This window comes from Sediminicola sp. YIK13, assembly GCF_001430825.1.
GTDB lineage: Bacteria > Bacteroidota > Bacteroidia > Flavobacteriales > Flavobacteriaceae > Sediminicola.
The window spans coordinates 2,910,886-2,934,952 of record NZ_CP010535.1; the positions used below are offsets into that span (position 1 = coordinate 2,910,886).

The following is a 24,067-nucleotide window of genomic DNA, read 5'->3' on the forward strand; positions in this document are numbered from 1 at the left end:
AGATTATGGCATCTAAAACAGCATTGATTACAGGGGCAACAAGCGGAATTGGAAAGGCAACCGCCCAGCTTTTTGCAGCGAACAAGATTAACTTAATTCTGTGTGGGCGAAGGCAGGACCGGTTGGAAGCTTTACAAAATGATCTGGGAGCCATGACCAAAGTTCATATACTGAATTTTGACGTCAGGGATAAAGACGCTGTATTGTCTTCAATAAATAATTTGCCGGACGAGTTTGCCAATATAGATATCCTGATCAACAACGCAGGTAACGCACATGGTTTGGAGCCTATTAATGATGGCAGTATTGAAGATTGGGATGCCATGTTGGATATTAATGTGAAAGGCCTCTTATATGTATCCAAAGCAATTATTCCCAAAATGGTGTCTAGGAAATCTGGACATATCATAAATATTGGTTCTACTGCAGGAAAGGAAGTATATCCAAAGGGCAATGTGTATTGTGCAAGCAAGCATGCCGTGGACGCCATCAACCAAGGGATGCGGATGGATTTAAATCCATATGGTATTCGAGTAGGGGCGGTGAATCCTGGTTTAGTGGAAACAGAATTTAGCAAAGTGCGCTTCAAAGGGGATGACGTTAGGGCAGAGACCGTCTATAGAGGTTTTCAACCCTTGAAACCAGAGGACATAGCCGATATTATCCATTTTGTTGTTACAAGACCATACCATGTAAATATAGCGGACTTGGTTGTGATGCCCACAGCCCAGGCCAGTAGTACAATTCTCAACAAAAAGGAAGCATGATCAATAAGCGTTTGTTGGTAAAAAATCTTCTCGCCCATAACGACGAGAACAGCTTTTACGACAAAAAGCGTTTTATAGACATAGGGCAGAGAGAAGGTAAGGGGAAATTCTTAAAGCATGTATGTGCGCTCGCCAATAGTAACCCCATTAGCAATTCCTTTATTGTCATTGGAGTAGAGGATGAGGATAATAAGATTGTTGGGGTCGACTTCTTTGATGACAGTAAGATTCAAAACCTTGTCAATGCATATTTGGACAACCCTCCCTTAATCTCTTACGAGAATATTCCATTCCCACATTTGCCCGAGGGTAAAGTGGTGGGCCTGGTCACGATCAAATCCAACGGGAAGGTCTGTGCCCTAAAAAAGAATATTTGGAAATATTATGGGGGCTCAGTTTTCTTTAGGGAAGGAAGTATTAGTCTTCCCAAAGCTTTTGATGTACATCTAAAGGACATCAATTCGGAAACCGTGGCAACATTGGAGCTTCATGCCAGAAACAATATAAAGCTCACCTTGGATGGCGTTATTGACTTTATCAACCACAGGCACAAAGATCTTAGCAGTAATTACAAAGTTTTTGAGGAACAATTTGTCGTATGCTGGGCCGGCAATGAAAAAAAAGTGAAAAATGAAACCTACTATTCACGCGTTGATATAGAATTGATCAATGAACAGGTAAAGCTCTTCTATTCCGCCCTGGATGAGATTACCATTTCTTTTGACGAGCATTCCTTTACGACCACGGAATACGTTCAATTAGGGTTGGGGTCACAGCAAAAGTACTACCCTTTGGAAAAGGTGGTCATTACCTTTACGGAAAATGGTACTTACCAGATACAGAGCGACCTCATCTTTGAGCCGCCTCGCTACGACAGAAAAACGCTGCACCATATTTTTAATTCCAATAATGCCCTCCTGCAAAAACTTCAGAAAAGATTGGATCTTACCAATACTGAAAAATTGGATTTAAAACAGCTTCCTGCTACCTATTTGATCTGCTATCTCAACGGTTTTGAAGAGGCTAAAGAGCTGATGGAAGATGCCAGAGTCCTGCTTAGGGAATACGATACGAAAGCATACCAATCCCTAAAAGAATCTCTTCGCATCCTGCGAAAGGTGAGGTACAGTTAATTGCGGAATATCCAATAAAATTCATTGGCACCAATTTCCAAATGATTGCTTTGCAAATGCAGTGCTTCTCCAGACACCATATTCGTTAGTTCCTTATCCTCCCCGTACCCAATTTTGTCCAGCCACGATTTTTCAATTCCATGGACATGATCATCAAAATTACAGATGACCAAAAGTCCAGAATTGCTAGTTGAAGTGCGCTCATAGACCAATAAATGTGGGTTGTGGTGCTGGTGTAGGATAAGGTTGTTGTGGTCGGCAAATATGGGATTGCTTTTTCGTATTCCTATTAGTTTTTTTAAGGAATGGAATATTTGTGCTATAGGTGAATTTCCCTCTTCCAAATTATCCACCACTTGCCAATCTTGTTTTGGCCTGTTCACCCATCGGCTATCATCTTTTTTGCCGTTTTCTGATTGGTAACTATAGTCGTTAAGGGTGCCAATTTCATCTCCGGCATAAATGAAGGGCATGCCTCCGTAGGACAAAATGATACTGTGCATGGTGATAATTTTTGTCAGGGCCTGGGAGATTAGCTTTTCATCCTTCATCTCCAACCCCTTTTCCAAGCCCAATAATGAGGCTGCACTACCGGTAATCCTACCATCACCATTCTTTGGGTTGTACATGAACATGAGTCCCTTGGCAGGAGACCAATCTAGTTTCTGGCAATAGTAGTGAAGTAAAAACTTTCTGTGTTCTGTGGCATCCCATCCGATACCATAAATATCATTATCGTCAAACCCCAAACCGATATCATCGTGGCACCGGATGTAATTGATCCAAGTGGCTTCCTTGGGTTTCTTGGGCAGATGCTGTAGGCTCCTGTTCAACAAAACTGTTTTTTTTGTCGCAACGGAATTCCAAAGTAGCGCCATTAAAGTGGCATTGTAGGCCACCTCACATTCATTACCTTCCATATCGCCCTGGCCAAAATATTTGATAATCTCGGTAGGAGCCGTAATGGCCTCGGCCAAAATGATGACTCCTGGTGCTATTGTCTGCTGGCACATACGGAACAGACTGACAAGTTGATGTGCTTCTGGTAAATTCTGAGAATCCGTGCCCATTTTTTTCCATAGAAAAGCCAGGGCATCAAACCGGACCATATCTACTCCCGTGTTTGTCAACTTCATAAGATTCCCCAACATTTCCAGGAACACTTCAGGATTGGAGTAGTTGAGGTCCCATTGGTAGGAGTTAAAAACGGTCATGACCCATCGCTGCATTTCTGCGTTATAGGTAAAATTGCCGGGACTGGTCGCTGGAAACACCTCTGGGAGGGATTGTTCGTATTGATCTGGGATGGTGCGATCGGGATAGGTGTAGTAATACTCCTGATATTTTTTATCGCCTGCCATGGCCTTCTTGGCCCATTCGAATTCATCGGAAGTATGGTTCACGACAAAGTCTAACATGAGATACATGTTTTTAGACCTCAGCTTTGATGTGAGGGATAAAAGATCCTTTTTGGTACCATATTTTTTGTCTACCTCATGGTAGTTGTTAACCGCATAACCTCCATCGTTTTCTTCCTTTGGTCTTTTGGTAACAGGCATTAAATGAAGGAAATTCACCCCTAAATTTTCAAAATATTCCAGTTTGTCCGATAAGCCCGGGATATCTTTGTTAAAATGGTCGACATACAATTGCATGCCCAATATTTTTTCGGACTGGTACCAATTTCCTTCATGCAGTCGCTCAAGGTCTATCTTTTTCAAATCCTCTGGTCTGTCATCGAACAATTTTGGCAATAGCTTCATCAATTTGTCAAAGGTGTCCGCGTGTTCTTTTTCAGGATAAAGCGAAAAAAAGAGATTCTTGATCAAGGTGGCATTTGTAGCCAATCTCAGCTCGAATAATTCCCTTGGGCTGGCGGACTTCTTTTTTTTTAAGTGGGCCTTGGCCAATAATTGGTGAAGTGATAATTGGTTCATTTTAATGCTGCAATTGGTTCAGATTTGGTAAAGATTCAATAGCGCCGTAATTCGTTGTGGTAATTGCGCCCGCCTTATTGGCTGTTAAGACCATATTGGCCAAGAGCGATTCGTCATTGTAAAGGGTTTCAAAATCCGTTAGGGCCGAAATCTGTTGTAAAAGGCAACCAATAAAGGCATCCCCAGCACCAGTGGTATCAACAGGGTTTACTTTAATGCTTGGGATATTCTGTTTGGATTTGGAAGTACTCAATAAAGTACCATCCCCTCCCAATGTTATCGTAATAGCTTTGGCGCCAATAGTGTGTAAAAAATCACAAGCCTCATGTAAATCCTCTTTGCCAGAAAGCAATTGCGCCTCTTCCATACTAAATTTACACAGATCTGACTTTTCTATATAGTGAAGGCACTTCTCTATAAAAACATTTTCTTTTCCTTTCCAAAGGTCTCCTCTGAAGTTTGGATCAAAGCAAATAAATGCACCTTGCGATAGGGCATCAAAAAAATACCGTTTATAGGCATCCTCTAGACTTCCTCCGAGGAGGGCCGTGGCCGCCCCTAAGTGCACGATGTTGTTTTCGAATATATTTCTGTGCCCCGGATTGTATTGTAATTCCTTGTCCGCACCTCTGCTAAAAACAAAATCCCGTTCCCCGTCTTCGGCCAGAGAAACAAAGGCCAAAGTTGTAAATGTGGAGGATCGTTGCGCCATGGATATGTCCACTCCATGTTCCTCTAAAATATTCAATAGGAAGGTACCAAAAGGGTCTTTTCCCACACAACCAATGAAAGTACTTTCACCTCCAAGTTTTGAAATGGCACAGGCAACGTTCGCTGGTGCACCTCCTGCTTTTTTGGTAAAATCCGTTGCCTTGGATAGATCACTGCCCTGCTTTTCCGCTACAAAATCTATCAACAATTCCCCTATGCAATATACCTTCTTCATAACTGATTGTTGGTTTTTGGTTCTCAAAGTAAATGGAAATCCTTATGTATTCAAAATTACAAGCTTAAATTAGTGAATATCCTACAGAGATGTTATGTTTTTGTATAAATAAGGTGGATACACTACAGACATTGCCTCTGAGACTCATTTTATCCTAAATTGTTGTTTTATAATAATTGTATTTGCGATTTTTGTAACATGAGAACACTTGTTATTGGAGATATACATTCTGGATTAAAGGCTTTGGTCCAAGTTATGGAAAGGGCGAAGGTTACCCCGGATGATCACCTTGTATTTCTAGGGGATTATGTAGATGGTTGGAGCCAAGCCGTAGAGACTGTAAATTATTTAATAGAACTTAAGGATAGCCATCAATGCACGTTTCTAAGAGGAAATCACGACGAGTTGTGCTTGGAATGGTTGAATCAGGGAAAAGACAATCCTTTATGGTTCCAGCATGGTGGTCGTGCCACTACAGAATCTTATAATCAAGTAAGTGAAGGCATAAAAGGATTACATATAGATTTCTATCAGGATTTGGAAAACTATCATTTGAATCCAAAAAACCAATTGTTCCTTCATGCAGGATTTACAAATTTGAACGGGATTGATTACGAGTACTTTACCAAAACATTCTATTGGGACCGTACCCTTTGGGAATTGGCCCTATCCCTCAATCCAAACTTGACGGAGGAGGATACTTTTTATCCAAAACGACTAAAGCATTACAAGGAAATTTTTATTGGTCATACTCCAGTTACTAGAATAGGGAAGACCTTACCACATAAAGCGGCCAATGTATGGAACATTGATACCGGTGCTGCATTCAAAGGCCCATTGTCCATTATGGATGTTGATAGTAAGCAATACTGGCAAAGTGATCCCGTATTTTCTTTTTATCCAGGGGAGTCTGGTAGGAACTAAAATTAACGACCCTTTATAGGTTTTTTTCATTAATATTAGGGATATTTGTAAAAAATAGGTTATGTCCGCGAAAAACATTAGAATAGAAGTAATGAGGGCCATTGAGAGCAAGGTAGATTCGTTTATAGATTCTTACCTTATTCCGATTGAAGAGATATGGCAGCCAACTGATTTTTTGCCGGACACTCAGAGTGACAAATTCTTTGATGACGTAACCCAAATAAGGGAAGAGGCCAAAGAATTGGGCTATGATTTTTGGGTGACCATGGTTGCTGATACAATTACTGAAGAAGCCTTGCCTACTTATGAGTCTTGGTTGATGGATGTGGAGGGAATAGACCAACATGGAGAAAATAAAAACGGTTGGTCCAAATGGGTGCGTCATTGGACTGCCGAGGAGAATAGACATGGCGATGTCCTTAACAAGTATTTATATTTATCTGGAAGGGTAAATATGAGGGAAGTAGAGATGACTACGCAGCATTTGATTGCAGATGGCTTTGATATTGGAACCGATCGTGACCCTTACAAAAACTTTATCTATACAAGTTTTCAGGAGCTTGCTACAAATATTTCACATAAGAGGGTAGGTCAAATGGCCAAGAAAAAAGGAAATCTTTTACTTGGAAAAATGTGTACCATTATTGCTGGTGATGAGATGCGCCACCATCTGGCATATAGAGAATTTGTCAAGGCTATTTTTGAACACGATCCCAGTCAGATGATGTTGGCTTTTGCCGATATGATGAGGAAGAAAATTGTTATGCCTGCACATTTCTTAAGGGAGTCCGGCGGAAGCATTGGTACGGCATTTGAAAATTTCTCAAATTGTGCACAACGATTAGGAGTGTACACGGCCCAGGATTATGTAGAAATACTTAGGAAGTTAAATGCATACTGGGAACTGGATAAAATCAGAGCTCTAACCGATGATGCCGAAAAAGCCCGTGATTACTTGATGAAATTACCTGACAGATTGGATCGTATTTCTGAACGAATGAAATTCCCCGAGGATCAATATCATTTCAAATGGGTTGAGGCAAACGGAACATTATAAAAAAAACCGGTTCAATAAGAACCGGTTTTTTTTGTTTTATAGTTTCCCTGCTTTGTGTTCTTCTTGCCACCTGGCTAGGGCCTTCCACTTGCCTTCATGTGCCATTTTTGCTTGCATGGGCCAAGATCCAGGATTGTGAATTCTATAACGATCTCCTCCGGAATCCAACACTTCCTGACATTTATTGACGGAAGCCTCAGAAAGATCTTCCCATGATTTAATATCAAAATTATGGAATAGTTGTTCAATTTTTGGGCCAATCCCTTCAATTACCTTTAAATCGTTTAATTTGATTTTTTTGCCAAATGACTTTTTTGCCAATTCGGTATTAAAGGAGGCTTCAGGAGCTACGGCAATCGGACTTTTTTTGATTTCGGGAGTTTTGGCTTTTGTCGTTTGGGATGCTAATTTTTGCTTACAACCCTCTATGTCGTTCATCAATTTGGCATTGCTGTCCTGAAGAATTTTAAGCTCCCCTGAATTATTTGTGGTATTGGTGACGCTCTTTCCCCATAGGTACCCCAAAATGGCACAAATAATTCCAAATATGGCTAGTAATAGCCAACTCATAAGCGTCATGTGTTCAAAATTCATAATGTGTAGTTTAGGTGGTTAGTTATTGGTTTAATAAATGCGCTTACATCCAATGCCTCGATCCATTAAAGAGATGAATGGGTTTGCTGTCCTAATTTATTAAAAAATCGCAATAAATGTTAAATAACACGGGGAATTTATTGTAATTCAATTACTTATGGTACAAATCATATAGGTTGCTTAACTTGAGCCTTTCTTGTAGAATAAACACTATAATAGACCAATGATACATTTTTCATGTACAATCCTATAAAAGACGGGTCTTTGTAAAGTATTTTTATGGAAATTACTACTGTTTTTTCGGAATAAGACCCTATTTCAATGTCCATTATATAATGGAGGAAGTAGGGTTTTTTAATTCCAGCAGGACAGAGAATGCAATAGTTTGAATCTATGTGCTAAAAAAACCCACTGTATTTTTTGCGCAACGGCATAAATACAGTGGGTTGATTAATTTAGAATATTATCGTGGTTATAGGTCAAACTTTATACCTTGGGCCAAAGGCAGCTCCGTTGTATAGTTAATGGTATTGGTTTGTCTGCGCATATAAATTTTCCAAGCATCTGAACCGGATTCTCTTCCGCCCCCAGTTTCTTTTTCTCCTCCGAAGGCGCCACCTATTTCAGCTCCTGAGGTACCGATGTTTACATTGGCAATACCGCAATCACTACCATTGACAGAAAGGAATCTTTCTGCCTCTCTAAGGTTATTGGTCATGATGGCTGAAGAAAGCCCCTGAACCACTCCATTTTGGATGGCAAGTGCGTTCTCTACATCACCGGAATATTTTAGTAGATAAAGTATGGGTGCAAATGTTTCATGCTGTACAATTTCAAAGGAATTTTCAGCTTCCGCAATGGCTGGTTTAACATAACAGCCACTTTCATATCCTTCACCTTCGAGTACACCACCTTCAACAATGATTTTGCCACCTTCCTCAACTACTTTTTTAAGAGCGTTTTGGTACATTTTTACAGCATCTTTATCAATAACGGGACCAACATGGTTATTCTCATCCAAAGGATTTCCAATGCGCAGTTGATTGTAGGCAGCTACGACGGCTTCCTTAACCTTGTCATACATAGATTCATGGACAATTAACCTACGCGTAGAGGTACAACGTTGTCCTGCGGTACCCACTGCGCCAAACACGGCCCCTATAACGGTCATTTTTAAGTCTGCATCTGGAGTAACGATAATGGCATTGTTTCCTCCTAATTCCAATAAAGACTTTCCAAGTCTAGCTGCGACTGCCTGGGCTACAATTTTACCCATACGGATAGATCCTGTGGCAGAAACCAATGGTATTCTAGCGTCTTTGGTCATGTATTCACCAACTTGGTAATCTCCATTGATTAAACAAGAGATTCCCTCTGGCAGATTGTTTTCCTTCAATACGGCCGCAGCGATATTTTGACAGGCAATCCCACATAAAGGTGTCTTTTCTGAAGGCTTCCAAACACATACATCTCCACATACCCAAGCCAAGGCTGTATTCCATGCCCAAACGGCTACAGGGAAGTTAAAGGCAGAGATGATACCTACAACCCCTAATGGATGGTACTGCTCGTACATACGGTGTCCGGGACGTTCAGAATGCATGGTCAAACCGTGCAACTGCCTGGATAGACCAACGGCGAAATCACAGATATCTATCATTTCCTGTACTTCTCCTAGTCCCTCTTGATAGGATTTTCCCATTTCATAGGACACCAACTTTCCAAGAGGCTCTTTTAACTCGCGTAGTTTGTCCCCAAACTGACGTACAATCTCGCCCCTCAATGGAGCAGGCTTGTTTTTCCAAGTTTTAAATGCTGAGGTGGCAGCCTCCATAACCTTATCGTAATCTTCTTTGGAGGTTGTTTTTACTTTTGCGATCAAAGCACCATCAACTGGGGAATGAGAGGCAAGGATGTCTCCTGTTGAAAAATTATGGGACCCAGTAGAGGTGCCAGGATTTATATCTTGGATTCCGAGTTGTTTTAAGGCATCATGGATTCCGAAGGTTGTAGCTATTTTTGACATTTTATAACTTTTTATATGATAAATGTTAGATTTTCACAAAGTTATGCAATTAACATTAGTATGAAAGGGAATAGAAAATTGATTTAGGGAAATTAAATAATATTTTTAAGATTCTTGACAGAAAGGATAAAACTTGTCCCCTGGCCATTGCTGGTATAATCCAGGTGTGCCGAAATTTGTTTGCAAAGGGAGTTGATTATTTTGAAACCTATTCCCTTGGTCTTGGAAGGGTCAAAATTCTTGTGCAATCCTTTTCCATTATCGGTTAGCACTATGGTTATTAGGCGTTCCTCGTGTACCTCCTGGGTTACTGAAATGTGCAATTGATTGTCTTCTGAGGATATTTCAAAGGCGTGCTTTAGTGCGTTGGTCACCAACTCGGAAAGAATCAATCCTATAGGTACCGCCACATCAAGATTTAAGGATATTTCTGGACAGGTAATCGTATATTTTACTGTTGGCAGCAGTTTTCTTTGGTAGACCATAAGATCTGTCAAATAGTCTTTGAGATCTACAGTTTTTGAATTCGCATCCTGATAGATTTTTTGGTGGGTCAGGGCAATGGCCATGATTCTGGATTGGCTATCTTCCAAGGCAGTGATGGCCTCTTTATTGGTAAGCTTTCTTTTCTGGATGTTGATAAGGCTTGAGGTCATCTGCAAATTGTTTTTAACCCGATGATGAACTTCCTGTAGTAAGTTTATTTTTTCTTTATTTGAATTTTCCAGTTCCTCCGTACGTAGTCTTACCCTATCCTCCAAGGTATTTTGGTAGCTATCGTTTTTATGAACGATAAACCCCAACATGGACGTTATTACAAATCCGAAGAGCAATAAAAAATAGGATTCTAAAGTATGTGGAAAATTGGCGAATGTCTCTTTGGCAAAATATTGTATATGCCATTTTCTGTTAGCCACTTTTAATGCTTTTTGCCGTAATGCATCCGAGATATCTATAGTCCTGTCTTCACTGAAACTTGAAAATAGGGGGATCTTATTTTGATCTTCGTCGACTATAACTATATCAAGGACTTTTAATTCCGTGTCCAAAATTTTAGCAATATATTCCGTCATGTCATAAACCCCTAGAACATATCCCACTACCTCATTTTCTAAAGGGCTAGAAACTGCCTTGATTACTAAAAAGCCATAATGGTTTTGCTTTTCAGCAGTAATTAATTTGATAGGTTGGGAAAAAACTATGTTTTTGGTTCTATTAGCCAGGGCTAAGGTATAGGCGTTTCTGGGATCAGAAGAAAGATCCACGCCTATTACACTTTTCAAATGCGATACTGGATTGGCAAATTCAATTGGGAAATAATATTCCTTTTTATCCGCCAAAACCAATCCTGAGATCGAATCAACTTTTGAGATACGTATGGTACTGTCCATTACTCTTTGCTGTGCTTCCTCAAAAAGCAGCTTTTTGTCATGAGTTATGCGTGGAGCCCATTCCAGTGCTTTAATTCCCGGTAGTCCTATCATAAAGGGATTCGTAAATTCTTCAAATAGCTCAGGGGAAACGCTATCATTGCTTTTGAAGAAAAAGGCCATAGTTTCCATAACAATATTCGCCTTTCCTAATTCCTTGTTGAATTTTAGGTTGGCCCTTGTAATGGCATTATTGATAATAAAATTATTTTGAATGATGCGCCTTTGGTTAGCGGAATAGAATAGGTAGCAGGAAGCCAGAATTCCTAAAAATAAAATAATAAGGTATTTGAAATTGTCCTTCCAAAACATGAGGTGATTTACTCATTATATGATTGTAGATCAAATATAACTAAGATTTTTCTCACAAAGGCTATTATCATTTGATTGGGTTAATCTTTAACGGTATATCGCTCATCTACCGGCATTACAGTTCCACAATTATCGCATGTTCGAAGTTCTTTGGAATTATAAAAGGTCTTAAAATGGCCTAAGAAATCCTTTTCAATGTCCTGCAAGGGGAAATGAACCTCATATAATTTATGATTACAGTTGTCGCAATACCAGATCAGACCATCTTTTAAATTTAGATCAGATCTTTTGCGTTCAATGACCAAGCCAATTGAGCCCTTTTCCCGAACAGGGGAGTGGGGTATGTTAGCGGGGTGGAGGTACATGTCTCCTGGACCTAATCTCATGGTCTTTTTCTTCCCGTTCTCTTGGATATGAATTTGAATGTTACCTTCTAATTGGTAAAAAAGTTCCTCGGTCTCGTTAAAATGATAATCTTTCCTGGCATTGGGTCCAGCTACGATCATAACAATATAATCCCCTGCATCCTTATAAAGATTTTTGTTGCCTACAGGTGGCTTTAGAGAATCCCTATTTTCCTCGATCCATTTATTTAAGTTAAACGGTTGCTGAATTGCCATAGTATCCATTTTAAAATTCGTTGTTGGCCTTTTGTGTATCCACGGTTTGGACATCAAAAAAGGCTACTGCTAATTTAAGAAAAGTAAATGGCTTTAGAGAAGACTACCTGTAGAACAATTGGGTGTAATAAAAATTACCGGCCTTATCTTTTTTAACGCTAACTGCGGTATGTGAAAAATTTCCTTCAATATTTTTTCTGTGTCCGGCACTGGCCATCCATTCATCAAAAGCCTTCTTGGCGGTTGTGTAATCTTTGGCCACATTTTCTGCAACAATGGAAGCATTTACTTCGGTGGATATTTGGGAGGCCCGGGCGCTAAAATTGTCGTGGTTGATACTTCCCACGGCTATCATATAATCTGTATGATCATTGGCATATTCGTAGGCCACTTTACTGAAATCTAGGCTGGAGTACCCCAAAGAAGTCCTGTAGTCATTGACCATGACCAGTAATTCTTGTTCTACGCTAACCGCATTTTCAGCTTTTGGAATGGCAGTATCGTCCATGGAATCCTTGCTACAAGATGAAACCAACAAAACGAATAAGACCATTACAGCTAAGTGTAACCTTCCCTTCATAAAGTGCTCAATCGCAAGTAGGTATGTTCAATTGCTAAGTAGGTAGTGAGGAATGGGGGTCTTCTAGTTCTGTTGATTTGGGGTCAACAACAATGTAATAATACTAAAATTATAGCTTACACGGGATAAATTACCATGTTATTTCGATGAAATGCATTTAAAAATTATACAATCATAAGAGCGAACTTAAATTCGCACCAAGGCTATTGTTGAATTATTTGTGTTACAGCATGCTAAAAACGGATAGGCGAATATTATTTTACTGCCACCAATAAAATTGATAACTTTAAATGATCCACCTCTAAAAAGGATATATTCGTTTATCATGTGCTACGATATTAAAGCCAGCTTGGAAGCCCAGCTGAACCGCGCCAAAAGAAGTGGGGACAAGAAGGCCATGGAAGAAATTCTCGAGGATTTGGTTCCCTTAACAGATCTTCCTATACACCATGCATCAGGGTTCAGCCATCCCAAACTACTTATTTATACGGATCGCTCCCCTGATTTTCCAGAGGTATCCTCTTGGGGCCTGGTGCCCCATTGGGTAAAGGATAGGACCCAGCTGAATAAGTTATGGAACAATACACTGAATGCAAGGGGCGAAACCATCTTTGAAAAACCATCCTTTAGGGAAGCTGCCAAAAATAGCCGTTGTATTATTTATGTAGACGGGTTTTATGAACACCATCATTTTAAAGGAAAGACCTATCCTTTTTTTATTCAATTGAAAAACCAAATTCCAATGGCACTTGCCGGTTTATGGAGTGAGTGGTATGATGGCGAAACCAAAACAATGCTGAATTCCTTTTCTGTTGTAACAACTACTGGAAATTCTTTACTGGCCAAAATCCATAATAATCCAAAATTAAAAGGCCCTAGAATGCCCGTGATATTACCTTCAGAATTGGAGGAACAATGGTTAAGCCCAATAAGGGACGAACTCGACCAAAAACAGCTTGAAACCTTGATTACCGCCTTCCCCGAAGATGAACTGAAAACCTATACTGTAGGCAGGTTAAGGGGGAAGGAATATAGGGGCAATATTCCTGAAATTTCCAATGAGGTGGTGTATGAGGAGCTTCAGTTTTAGGGATCCTTTAATACTTTGAGTCTTACTAAGATTATTACCCTTTTAAATAGTAATATGTTCGTCTGGATCTGTAATTACTTTTTCTTGTCGAAGCACTTTACTAAACACAAGGGCCCCAATTTCTTTGATTGGCTCGTAAAGAACCGAGTCTTCAATGGTCTCTTCCTTGATTATACCAAACTTAAATACGGAATTGTGAAAAAATATTAATAATGCCCCTAAGATCACGGCTACTTTTAACATACCGAAAATACCACCGGCAATTCTATTTAATAGACCAAGCATTGCAAAATCTACTATTTTGGTAAGTAGCCTTCCCACGAGGTTTACCAAGAGTATGATAATGACAAAGGTGATGATAAATGCCGCTAGATTCATGTAATTTTCATCCCAATTGAAATATTTGGAAAGGTAGTCACCAACTATATATGAGAAGTGAATAGCGCCATAAAGTCCGGCAATAAGGGCGATAAGGGAGGCTATTTCTATTAAAAGTCCATTTTTTAAACCTTTAATAAGTCCAAAAAGGAGTAAAAGGCCCAAAACAATATCCAAAAAACTCATATAACGTTGTTTTCACAAATATAGAATTTTGATTTGTACCTTTGGGGTTACAATAAAAGTCATGGCTAGAGATATTGAATTAAAAGAACGATGGGACGTGTTGGTAACTAAATTATCCTCCCAATTTGCTGATGGGGATCCTTTGGAGCTCGATGCTATTATCTATTTGGTGGGCGTTCAGGAATTAGGGCAATTGCATAGGGAGTTCAAGAAGGATGAAAAGGTGAACCTAATGCACATCGCCATATGTCGACTGTTAGAGCCTTACGGCTATTATGAGTTCGAATTTTTCGATGAAGAAGGATGGCCGCATTACACCATAAAAGAAGAACTTCCCACCTTAAAGTCGGGCGAGCAATCGATCTTAATGAAAGAGGCATTGGTCGGTTATTTTCTGGAGAAACAATATATCAACTGATTTTATGCATCTTGACACCCCATATTATGCGGTAATTTTCACCTCTATAAGAACGGATGGAGACAAGGGATATGCAGTGATGGTGGAAGAAATGGAGGAATTGGCCAAAAAGCAACCTGGCTATTTAGGTTTCGAAAGTGCAAGGGAAAATATTGGGATCAGCATAAGCTATTGGAAAAACTTACAGGCTATTTCAGATTGGAAACAACAAACAGAACACCTATTTGCACAAAAAAAGGGCATTTCAGATTGGTACAGCTGGTATAAGGTCCGCGTGTGTTTGGTAGAGCGGGAGTACGACTTCACTAGGTAAATTGACTTTAATTTACCCTTTTACAATAGTTTCATTCTGAAGTCAAATTAATCCAATTTATCCGTGAGTTTTTGGAAAACTGTTTTAGCATTTTTATTCTCATAAAGCACCTCGTAAACCGCATTCAAAATAGGGGTTTTTGATTTCTTTTTGTGCTTTTCATTCAAGATGTAGGCGCTTTTAGTGGCATAATACCCCTCTGCTACCATACTCATTTCCATCATGGCACTTTTTACGGTATACCCTTTGCCTATCATATTTCCGAACATACGGTTGCGACTAAATACGGAATAACCGGTAACCAATAGGTCGCCCAAATAAGCCGAATTGTTGATATTTCGCTTCATATGGTGAACCCGTTTGATAAAGCGTTTCATCTCTCGGATGGCATTGCTCATAAGGACACTTTGGAAATTATCACCATATCCCAAGCCATGGGCAATACCTGCCGCTATTGCATAGATATTCTTAAGCATTGCTGCATATTCGGTACCTATAATATCATCCGAGATTTTGGTCTTTATATATTCACTGCTCAAATTCTTGGCCACCAATTGGGCTTTATGTTTGTCGGCACAGGCGATTGTTAGATAGGATAAGCGTTCCAAGGCAACCTCCTCAGCATGGCAAGGTCCTGTGATAACCCCAATATTTTCGAACGGAATGTCATATTTTTCGTGAAAATGCTCCCCAACAATCAATCCTGTTTCTGGGACGATTCCTTTAATGGCCGAAAAGATAATTTTATCTTTTAATGATTCTGTCAATTGCGACAGTTCAGTTTTTAAAAAAGCGGAAGGGATGGCAAAGATCAACACATCTGCGTTTTTTACAGCAGTATTAATGTCACTGGTCAGGTTTAGCATATCAGTGTTGAACTCTACAGAGCTCAAATAGTTGGGATTGTGTTTCTGGGTCTTGATGTGGTTAATGGCATCCTCGTTGCGCATATACCAATAGACCTGATCTAAATTTTCGGTCAACATTTTTACAATGGCAGTAGCCCAGCTACCACCTCCTAAAACAGCAAATTGTAAATTTTTTCCCATTGATAAACGTATTCTGTCCAAATGTACTTAAAAAAAAGAGTATCACCTTAACCGCTGTAAACCAGAAAATTGAAATGCTGAAAGCTTAACCAATGTTGAAAATGTTCAGCTTAATTAGTAGCCGTTAAACAAACATTCGGCAGTTATGGCAATAAAGAAATATTGCTAAGTTGTATTTATATGGCGGGACCAAGGTTTTAATGCTTATAAAGTATTAATAATTAATTCTTTAGGGATATTGATTAAGGGATGTCCAAAATGCTATTGAAATTCTCATCATTTCATAAATACCAATGAAATATGTCTATTAATTGCCGAATAATGGCTTTAACCAAGTAAAATTGGTATTTTTGCCCGCTTAATTAAGAATGATATTCCAGTGAAATTATTAGGATTTTCTAATTAAGTACATCGTTTTTTTTAGTTGGAATGTTTAAAGTGGCTTGTTCTGAAAATGGCTGGCTGTTTGTCATAAATCATTTATTTACAAATTGATGAAGAAGTATTTAAATCTATTCGATTTTTCACAGAAGGTTAATTATAGAACAGAGATATTATCTGGGCTTACCGTGGCCTTTGCCTTGGTACCAGAAGCAATTGCCTTTGCCCTGATTCCTGGATTCTCTCCTTTAACGGGGTTATACGCTGCTTTCGTAATTGCGTTGATTACCTCTATTTTGGGAGGTAGACCTGGTATGATCTCTGGAGCTACCGGAGCTGTTGCAGTAATTTTTGTGGGTCTTATCCTAGAATTAAAAGATAATTTTCCAGGTATAACCCCTGAAACGATATTGCATTATGTATTCGCCACCGTTATAATAGCTGGATTACTGCAGATTACGGCCGGGGTGTTGAAATTGGGGAAGTTCATCAGACTGGTACCCCATCCCGTGATGTTCGGATTTGTAAACGGTCTGGCCATAATAATTTTCATGGCCCAGTTCCCCAACTTTTATGAAAAGGGAACAACGGATCTATTATCGGGAGCTGCATTTTGGACCATGCTTGGGCTGACCGTTTTAACAATGGTCATTATTTGGGGATTCCCAAAGATCACAAAAGCAATCCCTTCGTCTTTACTGGCAATCATCGTGGTCTCGGCCATTGTATTGGGTTTTGGCATAGATACGCGTACTGTTGCCGATACCATCGCAGTCGGGGAAAGTATTAAAGGTGGGTTCCCTCCCTTATCGATTCCCAATATTCCCTTAACCCTGGAAACGTTTAAAATTATATTCCCTTATGCAGCAATAGTTGCCGGAGTAGGGTTGATAGAAAGTCTTTTGACCTTGAATATCATTGATGAGATTACAGATACACGTGGTAGTGGAAACAAGGAATGTATAGCACAAGGAACGGCAAACATTTTTTCGGGATTCCTTTCAGGAATGGGTGGTTGTGCAATGATAGGCCAAAGTTTAATCAACACCTCTGCAGGTGCACGGGCTCGTTTGTCCGGGATAACAGCAGCCATTATGTTATTGGTGTTTATCATGTTCGGATCGAGTCTAATTGAACGTTTGCCCATGGCGGCGTTGGTTGGACTAATGTTCATGGTAGCTATAGGGACTTTTGAGTGGGCGAGCTTCAAGACGTTTAAAAAAATGCCGACCTCGGACGTTGTGGTCATGGTTTTGGTGACCCTAATAACTGCAGTGACCCATAATTTGGCCATTGCCGTACTTTTAGGTGTTATCATTTCTGCATTGGCCTATTCTTGGGAGAATGCAAAACGTATCAGGGCGCGAAAAAGTATAGATGAAAACGGGGTGAAAGTTTACGAAATATACGGTCCCCTATTTTTTGGATCTACCGCTGCCTTCGCCGAAAAATTTGATATTATTAACGACCCTACTGATATCATCATCGACTTTCAGGAAAGTAGGGTAGCCGATATGTCGGGTATTGAAGCCCTGAACAGGATTACAGAACGCTATGCCAAAGTGGGCAAAAAGGTGCATTTAAAGCATTTGAGCAAGGATTGCAAGCGTTTATTGGCAAATGCAGACGCTATTATTGAGGTAAATGTTTTGGAAGATCCCACTTACAAGGTTTTGGCAGGGAAATAAAAAGACTCTAATTGTGCAATAGGACTTCTATCGTAGTTTTCTCAGTCCTTCGTATACAATTATCCCTACGGCATTGGCCAAATTTAGGCTCCGGATACGTTCGTTATAGATGGGAATTTTAAACAATTGGTCAGCATTGGCCGCCAAAATATCTTTGGATATACCCGTAGACTCTTTGCCAAAGATTAGGAACATATCATCCGAAAAATCTATATCCCAGTGGTCTTTTGTTCCGTGACTGGATAAAAAGGCCATTTTTTTGTGTTTATGTACTTCAAAGAACTCTTCTTTATTCTCATAAATGGTAAGGGAAAGGTATTGCCAATAATCCAGCCCGGCCCTCTTTACCCGTTTGTCATCCAATTCAAATCCAAAGGGCTTTACCAAATGGAGGTGAGATCCTGATGCGAGGCTTAACCTCCCTATATTTCCGGTATTGTTCGGTATTTCTGGTTCTAAAAGAACAATGTTGAACCCCATAGTAATTGTTATAAATAAAAGTGCGCTTATCCCTTGATATGGTTGAGATAAGCGCCTTTAAATTATATTCTAAAATGAAATTATAGCGTGCGAAGATATTCCGCCACGGCCCGTGCCTCTTCCTCTGTGAGATTCTGGTTCATCATTTGCGAATTATTATATTCTTTCAATAGAGCTTTTGCAATAGGGTCTTCTTTGAGCATGCCGTCAGGATTGAGGATCATGTTCATCACCCATTCCGGGCTCCTACGGTCATAAACACCTTTAAGGGCAGGACCGATCATTCGTTGTTCCGCCATATGACAAGCCGTACAAATGGCATTGAATTTTGCTTCACCTTTTGCTGCTAGATCTGCATCAACAGTCGCGTCAAAGGACATGGATTTTATAGGGCCAACACCTTTATTGCTCAAATCAACAGGAACACCTTCATCAGAATCCGCAGCCTTTACTTCTTTCTTGGTGCGGTTCATTTCAAAACCATCTTTCTTTTCTTCTTTCTTTTCGCCACACCCAATGATGAGGGCTCCAAGAGCTAAAATTGTGAGTAATTTTTTCATTTGAGATCTTTGTTTGTTACCACTAAGATAATAAATAGGACCATTAAAGTACCTCTTCCAAGAAAATTGTAGTTCTTTTTTCCGTGTAGGTTATATTATCAGAAGCATAGAATCCTACATGGCCTCCAAATTTTGGTATTTCGAGGAACAGATTGGGGTTTTTTTGTGCTTCCTCGGTGGGATAACATTCCGGACCTAAGAATGAATCGTTTTGGGCATTGATTACCAAGGCAGGGATAACAATATTATCTAACAGAGGCAGACAGCTACATTTTTTGTAATAGTCCAGGGCATCTTTAAAGCCGTGGGCCCTGCTGGTATAGATATCGTCAAAATCCTTTAGGGTCTTGATATTTTGAATATCGGCGGTGGTGATTTTCTTGGGAAACAGTTCTTGTTTTAGCACCAACTTTTCAATTAAGTGTTTTTTAAAACGCTTGGCATAAAGAAAATTTCTAGGTTTCAAAAGCTCCTTTAAAGAACTGTGCAGATCACAAGGGACGGAAACGGCAATGGTAGCTTTTAACTCCTTTGGGAGATCCCTGCCCTTTTCTCCCAAATATCGCAGTGCCAGATTGCCTCCCAGACTAAAACCCTTTAAAATTATGGCAGTGTATATCTGCTTAGATACCACATGACTCACAATGGCTTCCAAGTCCTCTGTGGCACCGGAATGATAGGACCTAAACAAGCGGTTGGTTTCCCCACTACAGCCCCTATAGTTTACGGCACATACATCAAAACCATCATTGTTCAAAGCTTTGGCGCTTCCGGTCATATAGGGCCTTTGGGCATTTCCTTCCAATCCGTGGAGCAATATGGCAACCTTGTCAGTTTTTTCAGCAGCAAAACTCCAATCTAAATCCAAAAAATCCCCATCAGGCAAGGTAATCCTTTCCCTTCGCTGTACTATTCCGTCTATTTTACGGAGTACACCCGCATAAATAGTAGCTAAATCTCCGCTTTTGAATAAAAAGGAAGGCTGATATTTTGAAGGGATTATGGGCATATATCTATCTTATATTAATAGTAGAGTATACGTTATTTGGGATAAACTTCCAACAGTTTTATCTGTTCGTCTATAGCCTCCTTAAATTCTGTTTTGAGCCTATTGACCAGTTCTTCAACTGAAATGGTGTCATCTATGGTAGCAACCCCTTGGCCTGCTGACCAGATGGTTTTCCATGCTTTTGCTTCTGTATCCAGTTCCTTGCCAAAATCTACCTTCGTGTCTTTTTTCAAATCTTCTTGTGTAATCCCAGCAGCCTTTAGGCTGTCACCAAGAAAATTGGCATGGACCCCAGAAATAGCAGCGGTATAAACTACATCGCTAGCGGTAGAATCCTCTATCATTTTTTGATATTTATCATTGGCCATACTTTCTGAGGTGTTGATAAATCGTGTCCCCATATAGGCCAAATCGGCTCCCATTTGCATTGCAGAAGCAATATCCCGCCCCGTGCTGATGCATCCGGAGAGGATGATGGTCTTGTGATAGAATCGTTTTATTTCCGCTACCAAGGTCATAGGGTTGATGGTACCCGCATGTCCGCCTGCACCGGCAGCGACAAGAATTAACCCATCTACACCTGCCTCAGCAGCTTTCTCCGCATGTCTTTTCTTGATCACATCGTGAAATACGAGTCCGCCGTATCCATGGATGGCTTCCACCACTTGGGATACTGCCCCCAAAGAGGTGATAATTAACGGCACTTTGTGTTTGATGCACAGCATAAGATCCGCTTGTAATCTTGGATTGGTCTGGTGCACTATAAGGTTCACCCCAAACGGAGCAGGTTTTTTACCTGTTTCTTTTTCAAATTGCTCCAGTGCAGATTTTATTTGAATCAGCCATTCTTCGAAACCTTCACTAGTACGTTGGTTAAGGGCAGGAAATGTACCTACAATGCCATTTTTACAGCATTCGATAACCAATTCTGGGCCTGATATTAAAAACATTGGAGCAGCAATAACCGGAAGTGCTAGATCCTTGATAAAGGGAGCTTTAGATTTCATGTTCAATCTGTTTAAAGAGTCTTAAATGTAACTATAATTGTTAATTTATTGTCTTGGAGGAGCCCTCCTTTTCAAAACTATGGTATTTTTACAATTATTATGCATGCATAGCAAAAAAATATTCATAAAAATATGTATTTAAAAGAGTTTGAAATTCGTTGGAGTGATATTGATGCCAATAGGCATTTGGGAAATACCGCTTACGTCAATTATATGAGCCATACCCGTATGGCCTTTCTTAATGAACTTGGCTTTAATCAAAAATCTATGGCCGAACATCATATTGGCCCTGTAGTTTTTTATGAACATATGTACTATTTTAAAGAGGTTTTTCCTGGTAAACCTGTAAAAGTGTCCTTAGAATTGGTGGGGATGAGTGAAGATGGTATGTTCTTCGAATTCCACCATAACTTCTATGACGGTAAGGGAAGAAATTTTGCGCATTGTGAAATGATGGGGGCATGGATAGATATGAACACTAGGGCATTGACAGGACTGGGCAATGAGTTCCTGGAAAATTTTAATGCTGTAGAAAAGTCGCCGGAATTCAGAACCCTGACCAAGGAAGATACGCGTAAATTCGCGAAAAAGCCTAAAGACCTGGTTTAGGCTTTTTTGTGGCCAAATATACTCCGATCAAGACAAAGCCAATGGCGAATGTTTTGATCATTGTTAGGTAATCCTTACCTGCGATCAATGCAAAAAGAATTCCTATTAGTGGCTGTATATAAACGAATGCCCCTAAGGTAGATGCCTTTAGTTGTTTCAGTGCATATATATTGAACAAGTAGGTGAGAAAAGTGGTGCCTATGACAACGAAGGCTATGACTCCATAAACTTCCAAGGGCATCTGGGACCATTCGATTTCACTGAATTCTAAAAATGTTATGGGTAGGTTGATGATTACCGCAACGGTGAACAGCCATTTCATTAATGTAAAAGGGTGGTATTTTTCTATGAGGCTTTTGGCAACGATCAAATAGGCGCCATAACTGGTTGCATTTAATATAAAAAGGGCGTTCCCCAGCGGAATATTGGGCGCATCTTGGCGTATTTCGGCTCCAAAAAGAACAAGTGCCAAGGCTCCTATAAATCCTAGGAACACTCCTGATCCTTTTAATAGTGTAATTCTTTCCTTGATCAGAAGTGCGGAAAGTATGACCACAATGATTGGGGTAATGGTGACCAATACGGCACTATTGATGGGTGTGGACAGGTCCAATCCTTTAAAAAAGGCCAACATATTAATGACCATTCCCAGAATGGCACAGACCAAAACCCGCAGCCAATCCCTACGTGCTATTTTTTCTTTGGGACCAAAAAAGGAGATGCCCCAAAAAAGTATTGCGGCCCCCGTCACCCTGATGAAAATAAATCCGAATGGTTTTACATAGGTAGGCATTACGCCTTTGGCAATGGTATGGTTAATGCCATATATGATGGTGGCTCCAATGGCCGCCAAAATGGCAAGGGTTCTTTTGCTCAAGAATGGAGAACATCTTTGGCAGCCGCTATCTCTTTTTTGCCATTGCCTATAAATAGTTGATTATCTATTAGAATCACTGGCCTTTTTAAAAAGGTATAATGTTCCAATATCAGACCTTTATAATCTTCCTCCTTAAGATCTTTACTTCCCAGGCCTTTTTCTTTGTACATCCTCGCCCTTTTACTGAACAGACTTTCATAACTACCCGACAAAAGTTTCATTTCTTCCAATTGTGCAGGGGTAATAGCTTCTGATTTTATATCCTGCAGCTCTACATCATCTAGAGGTTGTAGCTCCTTCAGTATTCTCTTGCAAGTATCACAGGTGCTTAGGTGGTAAATTTTTTTTGTCATGACCGGGAACAATTTTAAGGTAAATTCACTGCAAAGAAACCCAATTCAAATGGATTGTACTATTTTTATAAAAAAATCAGGACATTGGAATACTTACTTGACATTACCCTTCAGAACAGAAATATATTATACAAATTCCTCACAGAAATACCGAGGGAAAAACTCTTCAAAATTCCGGAAGGCTTTAATAACAATATATGGTGGAATATTGTACATGTAGTGGTTACCCAGCAATTATTGGTCTATAAAATGAGTAATCTTCAGATGAGGGTCGATGATGAAATGGTAGAGGCTTATAAAAAAGGGACATTTCCAAAAGGTGAAGCATCAGAGGAGGAGATAAAAAAAGTGGCCGCACTTTTGCTATCTACTGTGGAATGGTTGAAAGAGGATTATGAGAATGGTCTTTTCAAGGAATTCAACAAGTATACAACAAGTGTAAACGTTACTTTGAGCAAGGTGGAAGATTCAATTGCTTTCAATACCTTTCATGAAGGCCTGCACCTTGGGTCCATTCTTGCATTAAAAAGGGCCGTCGAAAATTAATCGGCTTTATACTTTACTTTATAGGTCAAATAATCTGCAATCTCCCTATAGGGCAAGTTCAATACAATAGGACCATCGGCATAAGAAGCTACTTCATATTGGTCGTAGTATAGTTTTAGTCCCTCGTTTGTAAATCCAATGTTCTCCGAAAGATAAAAGCTGTTGTCATCGAACATAAACCCCGTACTATTGATTGATTTTTCCAATGGGACATGTTCTTGGACCCTGAATTTAGTTTCAGCAAAACGCATAAAAACGTCAAGATCCTTAAATAATTCCCAGTTTTCCAGTTCCAAACCTTTCTTTTTGTCGAAGTTTAAAAACCTTGTGGGGGCATAGCCGTGTGCTCCACCGGTAAAAATATAGGTCTTTAATTGGATAGTTACGATATTTTCATCCTCATAGGCCACCTCTCCATCGATCTTCGCTTCCCATCCTATGGATTCATCCGGAAACTTGTTTTTTTGAATGGTGTACCCATTTTTAAAAGAGGCAATTGCCTCCTCAATGGAGGAAACGTCCATCCCATCTTCAAAAGTCAACAAGTAGATGATTTCTTCTTTAAGCGAATTGTTAATGGTTTTCGCGATTTTGGAATCCTCCAGGGCATTGGGAATAGTTATTTGTACACTGGGACAATTCTCACAGCTATCACTTAAATATTTGGAAGGGGCAAAAGCTATTTTATCTTCTTTTTCACAACTGACAAAAATAAGACCAAGTACTGTTAACAAAGAAAATAGCTTTTTCATAGGAATGGGTTGAATGAATTCACAAAAGTAATGCTTCATTGCATT

The 24,067-nt window shown here is 39.8% G+C and carries 26 protein-coding genes; 10 read left to right on the forward strand and 16 right to left on the reverse strand.

The features are described from left to right. The first annotated feature begins 5 nt into the window (after positions 1-5). The gene (locus SB49_RS12975) at positions 6-767 is read left to right on the forward strand and encodes an SDR family NAD(P)-dependent oxidoreductase (RefSeq protein WP_062057234.1); all 762 of its coding nucleotides are present in this window, start codon (positions 6-8) and stop codon (positions 765-767) included. Next, a complete protein-coding gene (locus tag SB49_RS12980; RefSeq protein ID WP_062057236.1) occupies positions 764-1,900 on the forward strand; it encodes an ATP-binding protein in 1,137 nt (378 codons plus the stop codon). Before SB49_RS12975 ends, SB49_RS12980 begins: the two co-directional genes overlap by 4 nt. On the opposite strand, the gene SB49_RS12985 is transcribed toward SB49_RS12980, so the two are convergent. Both SB49_RS12985 and SB49_RS12990 read right to left on the reverse strand, forming a co-directional pair. Beyond that, entirely contained in the window at positions 1,897-3,837 is a 1,941-nt protein-coding gene (locus SB49_RS12985) for an alpha-amylase family protein (protein WP_062057238.1), read from the reverse strand. The genes SB49_RS12980 and SB49_RS12985 overlap by 4 nt on opposite strands. A 1-nt stretch (position 3,838) precedes the next feature. Beyond that, positions 3,839-4,783 (reverse strand): carbohydrate kinase family protein, encoded by a 945-nt coding sequence (locus SB49_RS12990; protein WP_062057240.1) that lies wholly within the window; start codon positions 4,781-4,783, stop codon positions 3,839-3,841. Between the two features lie 198 nt (positions 4,784-4,981). Here SB49_RS12990 and SB49_RS12995 point away from each other — a divergent pair, with 198 nt between their 5' ends. Both SB49_RS12995 and SB49_RS13000 read left to right on the forward strand, forming a co-directional pair. Next, on the forward strand, positions 4,982-5,707 hold the full coding sequence (locus SB49_RS12995) for a metallophosphoesterase family protein (protein ID WP_062057242.1): 726 nt from the start codon (positions 4,982-4,984) through the stop codon (positions 5,705-5,707). 61 nt (positions 5,708-5,768) lie between these two features. Continuing rightward, positions 5,769-6,764 (forward strand): acyl-ACP desaturase, encoded by a 996-nt coding sequence (locus SB49_RS13000; RefSeq protein ID WP_062057244.1) that lies wholly within the window; start codon positions 5,769-5,771, stop codon positions 6,762-6,764. 36 nt (positions 6,765-6,800) lie between these two features. On the opposite strand, the gene SB49_RS13005 is transcribed toward SB49_RS13000, so the two are convergent. The 5 genes from SB49_RS13005 to SB49_RS13025 form a co-directional block, all read right to left on the reverse strand. Further along, positions 6,801-7,358, reverse strand: coding sequence for a hypothetical protein (locus tag SB49_RS13005; protein WP_062057246.1), 558 nt, complete (start codon positions 7,356-7,358; stop codon positions 6,801-6,803). A 472-nt stretch (positions 7,359-7,830) separates the two neighbouring features. Further along, positions 7,831-9,384 (reverse strand): L-piperidine-6-carboxylate dehydrogenase, encoded by a 1,554-nt coding sequence (amaB, locus tag SB49_RS13010; protein WP_062057247.1) that lies wholly within the window; start codon positions 9,382-9,384, stop codon positions 7,831-7,833. 92 nt (positions 9,385-9,476) lie between these two features. Then, the gene (locus tag SB49_RS13015; RefSeq protein ID WP_062057249.1) at positions 9,477-11,126 is read right to left on the reverse strand and encodes a CHASE domain-containing protein; all 1,650 of its coding nucleotides are present in this window, start codon (positions 11,124-11,126) and stop codon (positions 9,477-9,479) included. Positions 11,127-11,206: 80 nt separating this feature from the next. Further along, the gene (locus SB49_RS13020; protein ID WP_062059213.1) at positions 11,207-11,746 is read right to left on the reverse strand and encodes a 3-hydroxyanthranilate 3,4-dioxygenase; all 540 of its coding nucleotides are present in this window, start codon (positions 11,744-11,746) and stop codon (positions 11,207-11,209) included. Between the two features lie 103 nt (positions 11,747-11,849). After that, positions 11,850-12,299 (reverse strand): CAP domain-containing protein, encoded by a 450-nt coding sequence (locus SB49_RS13025; protein ID WP_235537766.1) that lies wholly within the window; start codon positions 12,297-12,299, stop codon positions 11,850-11,852. Positions 12,300-12,651: 352 nt separating this feature from the next. Here SB49_RS13025 and SB49_RS13030 point away from each other — a divergent pair, with 352 nt between their 5' ends. Beyond that, positions 12,652-13,416, forward strand: coding sequence for an SOS response-associated peptidase (locus SB49_RS13030; protein ID WP_062057253.1), 765 nt, complete (start codon positions 12,652-12,654; stop codon positions 13,414-13,416). A 42-nt stretch (positions 13,417-13,458) separates the two neighbouring features. Here the strand turns inward: SB49_RS13030 and SB49_RS13035 are convergent, their stop codons facing one another. Beyond that, on the reverse strand, positions 13,459-13,980 hold the full coding sequence (locus tag SB49_RS13035; protein WP_062057255.1) for a CvpA family protein: 522 nt from the start codon (positions 13,978-13,980) through the stop codon (positions 13,459-13,461). A gap of 61 nt (positions 13,981-14,041) precedes the next feature. Between SB49_RS13035 and SB49_RS13040 the strand changes: the two genes are divergently transcribed. Both SB49_RS13040 and SB49_RS13045 read left to right on the forward strand, forming a co-directional pair. Then, entirely contained in the window at positions 14,042-14,398 is a 357-nt protein-coding gene (locus tag SB49_RS13040; RefSeq protein WP_062057257.1) for a hypothetical protein, read from the forward strand. A gap of 4 nt (positions 14,399-14,402) precedes the next feature. After that, complete coding sequence (locus SB49_RS13045) at positions 14,403-14,711, forward strand: antibiotic biosynthesis monooxygenase family protein (protein WP_062057259.1); 309 nt, start codon at positions 14,403-14,405, stop codon at positions 14,709-14,711. A 47-nt stretch (positions 14,712-14,758) separates the two neighbouring features. Here SB49_RS13045 and SB49_RS13050 read toward each other — a convergent pair whose 3' ends face one another. Then, the gene (locus tag SB49_RS13050; RefSeq protein ID WP_062057261.1) at positions 14,759-15,760 is read right to left on the reverse strand and encodes an NAD(P)H-dependent glycerol-3-phosphate dehydrogenase; all 1,002 of its coding nucleotides are present in this window, start codon (positions 15,758-15,760) and stop codon (positions 14,759-14,761) included. A 494-nt stretch (positions 15,761-16,254) separates the two neighbouring features. Here SB49_RS13050 and SB49_RS13055 point away from each other — a divergent pair, with 494 nt between their 5' ends. Next, complete coding sequence (locus tag SB49_RS13055) at positions 16,255-17,829, forward strand: SulP family inorganic anion transporter (RefSeq protein WP_062057263.1); 1,575 nt, start codon at positions 16,255-16,257, stop codon at positions 17,827-17,829. Between the two features lie 27 nt (positions 17,830-17,856). Here SB49_RS13055 and SB49_RS13060 read toward each other — a convergent pair whose 3' ends face one another. The 4 genes from SB49_RS13060 to SB49_RS13075 form a co-directional block, all read right to left on the reverse strand. Next, a complete protein-coding gene (locus tag SB49_RS13060) occupies positions 17,857-18,309 on the reverse strand; it encodes a tRNA (cytidine(34)-2'-O)-methyltransferase (protein ID WP_062057265.1) in 453 nt (150 codons plus the stop codon). Between the two features lie 80 nt (positions 18,310-18,389). Further along, positions 18,390-18,869, reverse strand: a complete 480-nt coding sequence (locus tag SB49_RS13065) for a c-type cytochrome (RefSeq protein WP_062057267.1) — start codon at positions 18,867-18,869, stop codon at positions 18,390-18,392. A 43-nt stretch (positions 18,870-18,912) separates the two neighbouring features. Continuing rightward, positions 18,913-19,878, reverse strand: coding sequence for a YheT family hydrolase (locus tag SB49_RS13070; protein ID WP_062057269.1), 966 nt, complete (start codon positions 19,876-19,878; stop codon positions 18,913-18,915). Between the two features lie 32 nt (positions 19,879-19,910). After that, positions 19,911-20,885, reverse strand: coding sequence for an NAD(P)H-dependent flavin oxidoreductase (locus SB49_RS13075; RefSeq protein ID WP_062057271.1), 975 nt, complete (start codon positions 20,883-20,885; stop codon positions 19,911-19,913). 132 nt (positions 20,886-21,017) lie between these two features. On the opposite strand from SB49_RS13075, the gene SB49_RS13080 reads away from it, so the two are divergent. Further along, positions 21,018-21,494, forward strand: coding sequence for an acyl-CoA thioesterase (locus tag SB49_RS13080; protein WP_062057273.1), 477 nt, complete (start codon positions 21,018-21,020; stop codon positions 21,492-21,494). On the opposite strand, the gene SB49_RS13085 is transcribed toward SB49_RS13080, so the two are convergent. Beyond that, positions 21,478-22,371: a DMT family transporter gene (locus SB49_RS13085; protein ID WP_062057274.1), complete on the reverse strand. Its 894-nt coding sequence runs from the start codon at positions 22,369-22,371 to the stop codon at positions 21,478-21,480. The genes SB49_RS13080 and SB49_RS13085 overlap by 17 nt on opposite strands. After that, positions 22,368-22,724: an arsenate reductase family protein gene (locus SB49_RS13090; RefSeq protein WP_062057276.1), complete on the reverse strand. Its 357-nt coding sequence runs from the start codon at positions 22,722-22,724 to the stop codon at positions 22,368-22,370. The genes SB49_RS13085 and SB49_RS13090 overlap by 4 nt, the downstream gene beginning before the upstream one ends. Positions 22,725-22,808: 84 nt before the next feature. Here SB49_RS13090 and SB49_RS13095 point away from each other — a divergent pair, with 84 nt between their 5' ends. Further along, the gene (locus tag SB49_RS13095) at positions 22,809-23,270 is read left to right on the forward strand and encodes a DinB family protein (protein ID WP_062057278.1); all 462 of its coding nucleotides are present in this window, start codon (positions 22,809-22,811) and stop codon (positions 23,268-23,270) included. On the opposite strand, the gene SB49_RS13100 is transcribed toward SB49_RS13095, so the two are convergent. After that, a complete protein-coding gene (locus SB49_RS13100) occupies positions 23,267-24,022 on the reverse strand; it encodes a DUF3298 and DUF4163 domain-containing protein (protein ID WP_062057280.1) in 756 nt (251 codons plus the stop codon). The two genes, SB49_RS13095 and SB49_RS13100, sit on opposite strands and share 4 nt — an antisense overlap. Positions 24,023-24,067 lie beyond the last annotated feature (45 nt).

Excerpts from the sequence above, each read along its gene's own strand:
- SB49_RS13060 (WP_062057265.1), bottom strand. The coding sequence starts at position 18,309 with ATGGGGTTCAACATTGTTCTTTTAGAACCAGAAATACCGAACAATACC.
- SB49_RS13075 (WP_062057271.1), bottom strand. The coding sequence starts at position 20,885 with ATGAAATCTAAAGCTCCCTTTATCAAGGATCTAGCACTTCCGGTTATT.
- SB49_RS13065 (WP_062057267.1), bottom strand. The coding sequence starts at position 18,869 with ATGAAAAAATTACTCACAATTTTAGCTCTTGGAGCCCTCATCATTGGG.
- SB49_RS12975 (WP_062057234.1), top strand. The coding sequence starts at position 6 with ATGGCATCTAAAACAGCATTGATTACAGGGGCAACAAGCGGAATTGGA.
- SB49_RS13000 (WP_062057244.1), top strand. The coding sequence starts at position 5,769 with ATGTCCGCGAAAAACATTAGAATAGAAGTAATGAGGGCCATTGAGAGC.
- SB49_RS13015 (WP_062057249.1), bottom strand. The coding sequence starts at position 11,126 with ATGTTTTGGAAGGACAATTTCAAATACCTTATTATTTTATTTTTAGGA.
- SB49_RS13020 (WP_062059213.1), bottom strand. The coding sequence starts at position 11,746 with ATGGCAATTCAGCAACCGTTTAACTTAAATAAATGGATCGAGGAAAAT.
- SB49_RS13100 (WP_062057280.1), bottom strand. The coding sequence starts at position 24,022 with ATGAAAAAGCTATTTTCTTTGTTAACAGTACTTGGTCTTATTTTTGTC.
- SB49_RS13080 (WP_062057273.1), top strand. The coding sequence starts at position 21,018 with ATGTATTTAAAAGAGTTTGAAATTCGTTGGAGTGATATTGATGCCAAT.
- SB49_RS13035 (WP_062057255.1), bottom strand. The coding sequence starts at position 13,980 with ATGAGTTTTTTGGATATTGTTTTGGGCCTTTTACTCCTTTTTGGACTT.
- amaB (WP_062057247.1), bottom strand. The coding sequence starts at position 9,384 with ATGTCAAAAATAGCTACAACCTTCGGAATCCATGATGCCTTAAAACAA.
- SB49_RS13070 (WP_062057269.1), bottom strand. The coding sequence starts at position 19,878 with ATGCCCATAATCCCTTCAAAATATCAGCCTTCCTTTTTATTCAAAAGC.
- SB49_RS12990 (WP_062057240.1), bottom strand. The coding sequence starts at position 4,783 with ATGAAGAAGGTATATTGCATAGGGGAATTGTTGATAGATTTTGTAGCG.
- SB49_RS13090 (WP_062057276.1), bottom strand. The coding sequence starts at position 22,724 with ATGACAAAAAAAATTTACCACCTAAGCACCTGTGATACTTGCAAGAGA.
- SB49_RS13045 (WP_062057259.1), top strand. The coding sequence starts at position 14,403 with ATGCATCTTGACACCCCATATTATGCGGTAATTTTCACCTCTATAAGA.
- SB49_RS13040 (WP_062057257.1), top strand. The coding sequence starts at position 14,042 with ATGGCTAGAGATATTGAATTAAAAGAACGATGGGACGTGTTGGTAACT.
- SB49_RS12995 (WP_062057242.1), top strand. The coding sequence starts at position 4,982 with ATGAGAACACTTGTTATTGGAGATATACATTCTGGATTAAAGGCTTTG.
- SB49_RS13005 (WP_062057246.1), bottom strand. The coding sequence starts at position 7,358 with ATGAATTTTGAACACATGACGCTTATGAGTTGGCTATTACTAGCCATA.
- SB49_RS12980 (WP_062057236.1), top strand. The coding sequence starts at position 764 with ATGATCAATAAGCGTTTGTTGGTAAAAAATCTTCTCGCCCATAACGAC.
- SB49_RS13050 (WP_062057261.1), bottom strand. The coding sequence starts at position 15,760 with ATGGGAAAAAATTTACAATTTGCTGTTTTAGGAGGTGGTAGCTGGGCT.
- SB49_RS13030 (WP_062057253.1), top strand. The coding sequence starts at position 12,652 with ATGTGCTACGATATTAAAGCCAGCTTGGAAGCCCAGCTGAACCGCGCC.
- SB49_RS13055 (WP_062057263.1), top strand. The coding sequence starts at position 16,255 with ATGAAGAAGTATTTAAATCTATTCGATTTTTCACAGAAGGTTAATTAT.
- SB49_RS13025 (WP_235537766.1), bottom strand. The coding sequence starts at position 12,299 with ATGGTCTTATTCGTTTTGTTGGTTTCATCTTGTAGCAAGGATTCCATG.
- SB49_RS12985 (WP_062057238.1), bottom strand. The coding sequence starts at position 3,837 with ATGAACCAATTATCACTTCACCAATTATTGGCCAAGGCCCACTTAAAA.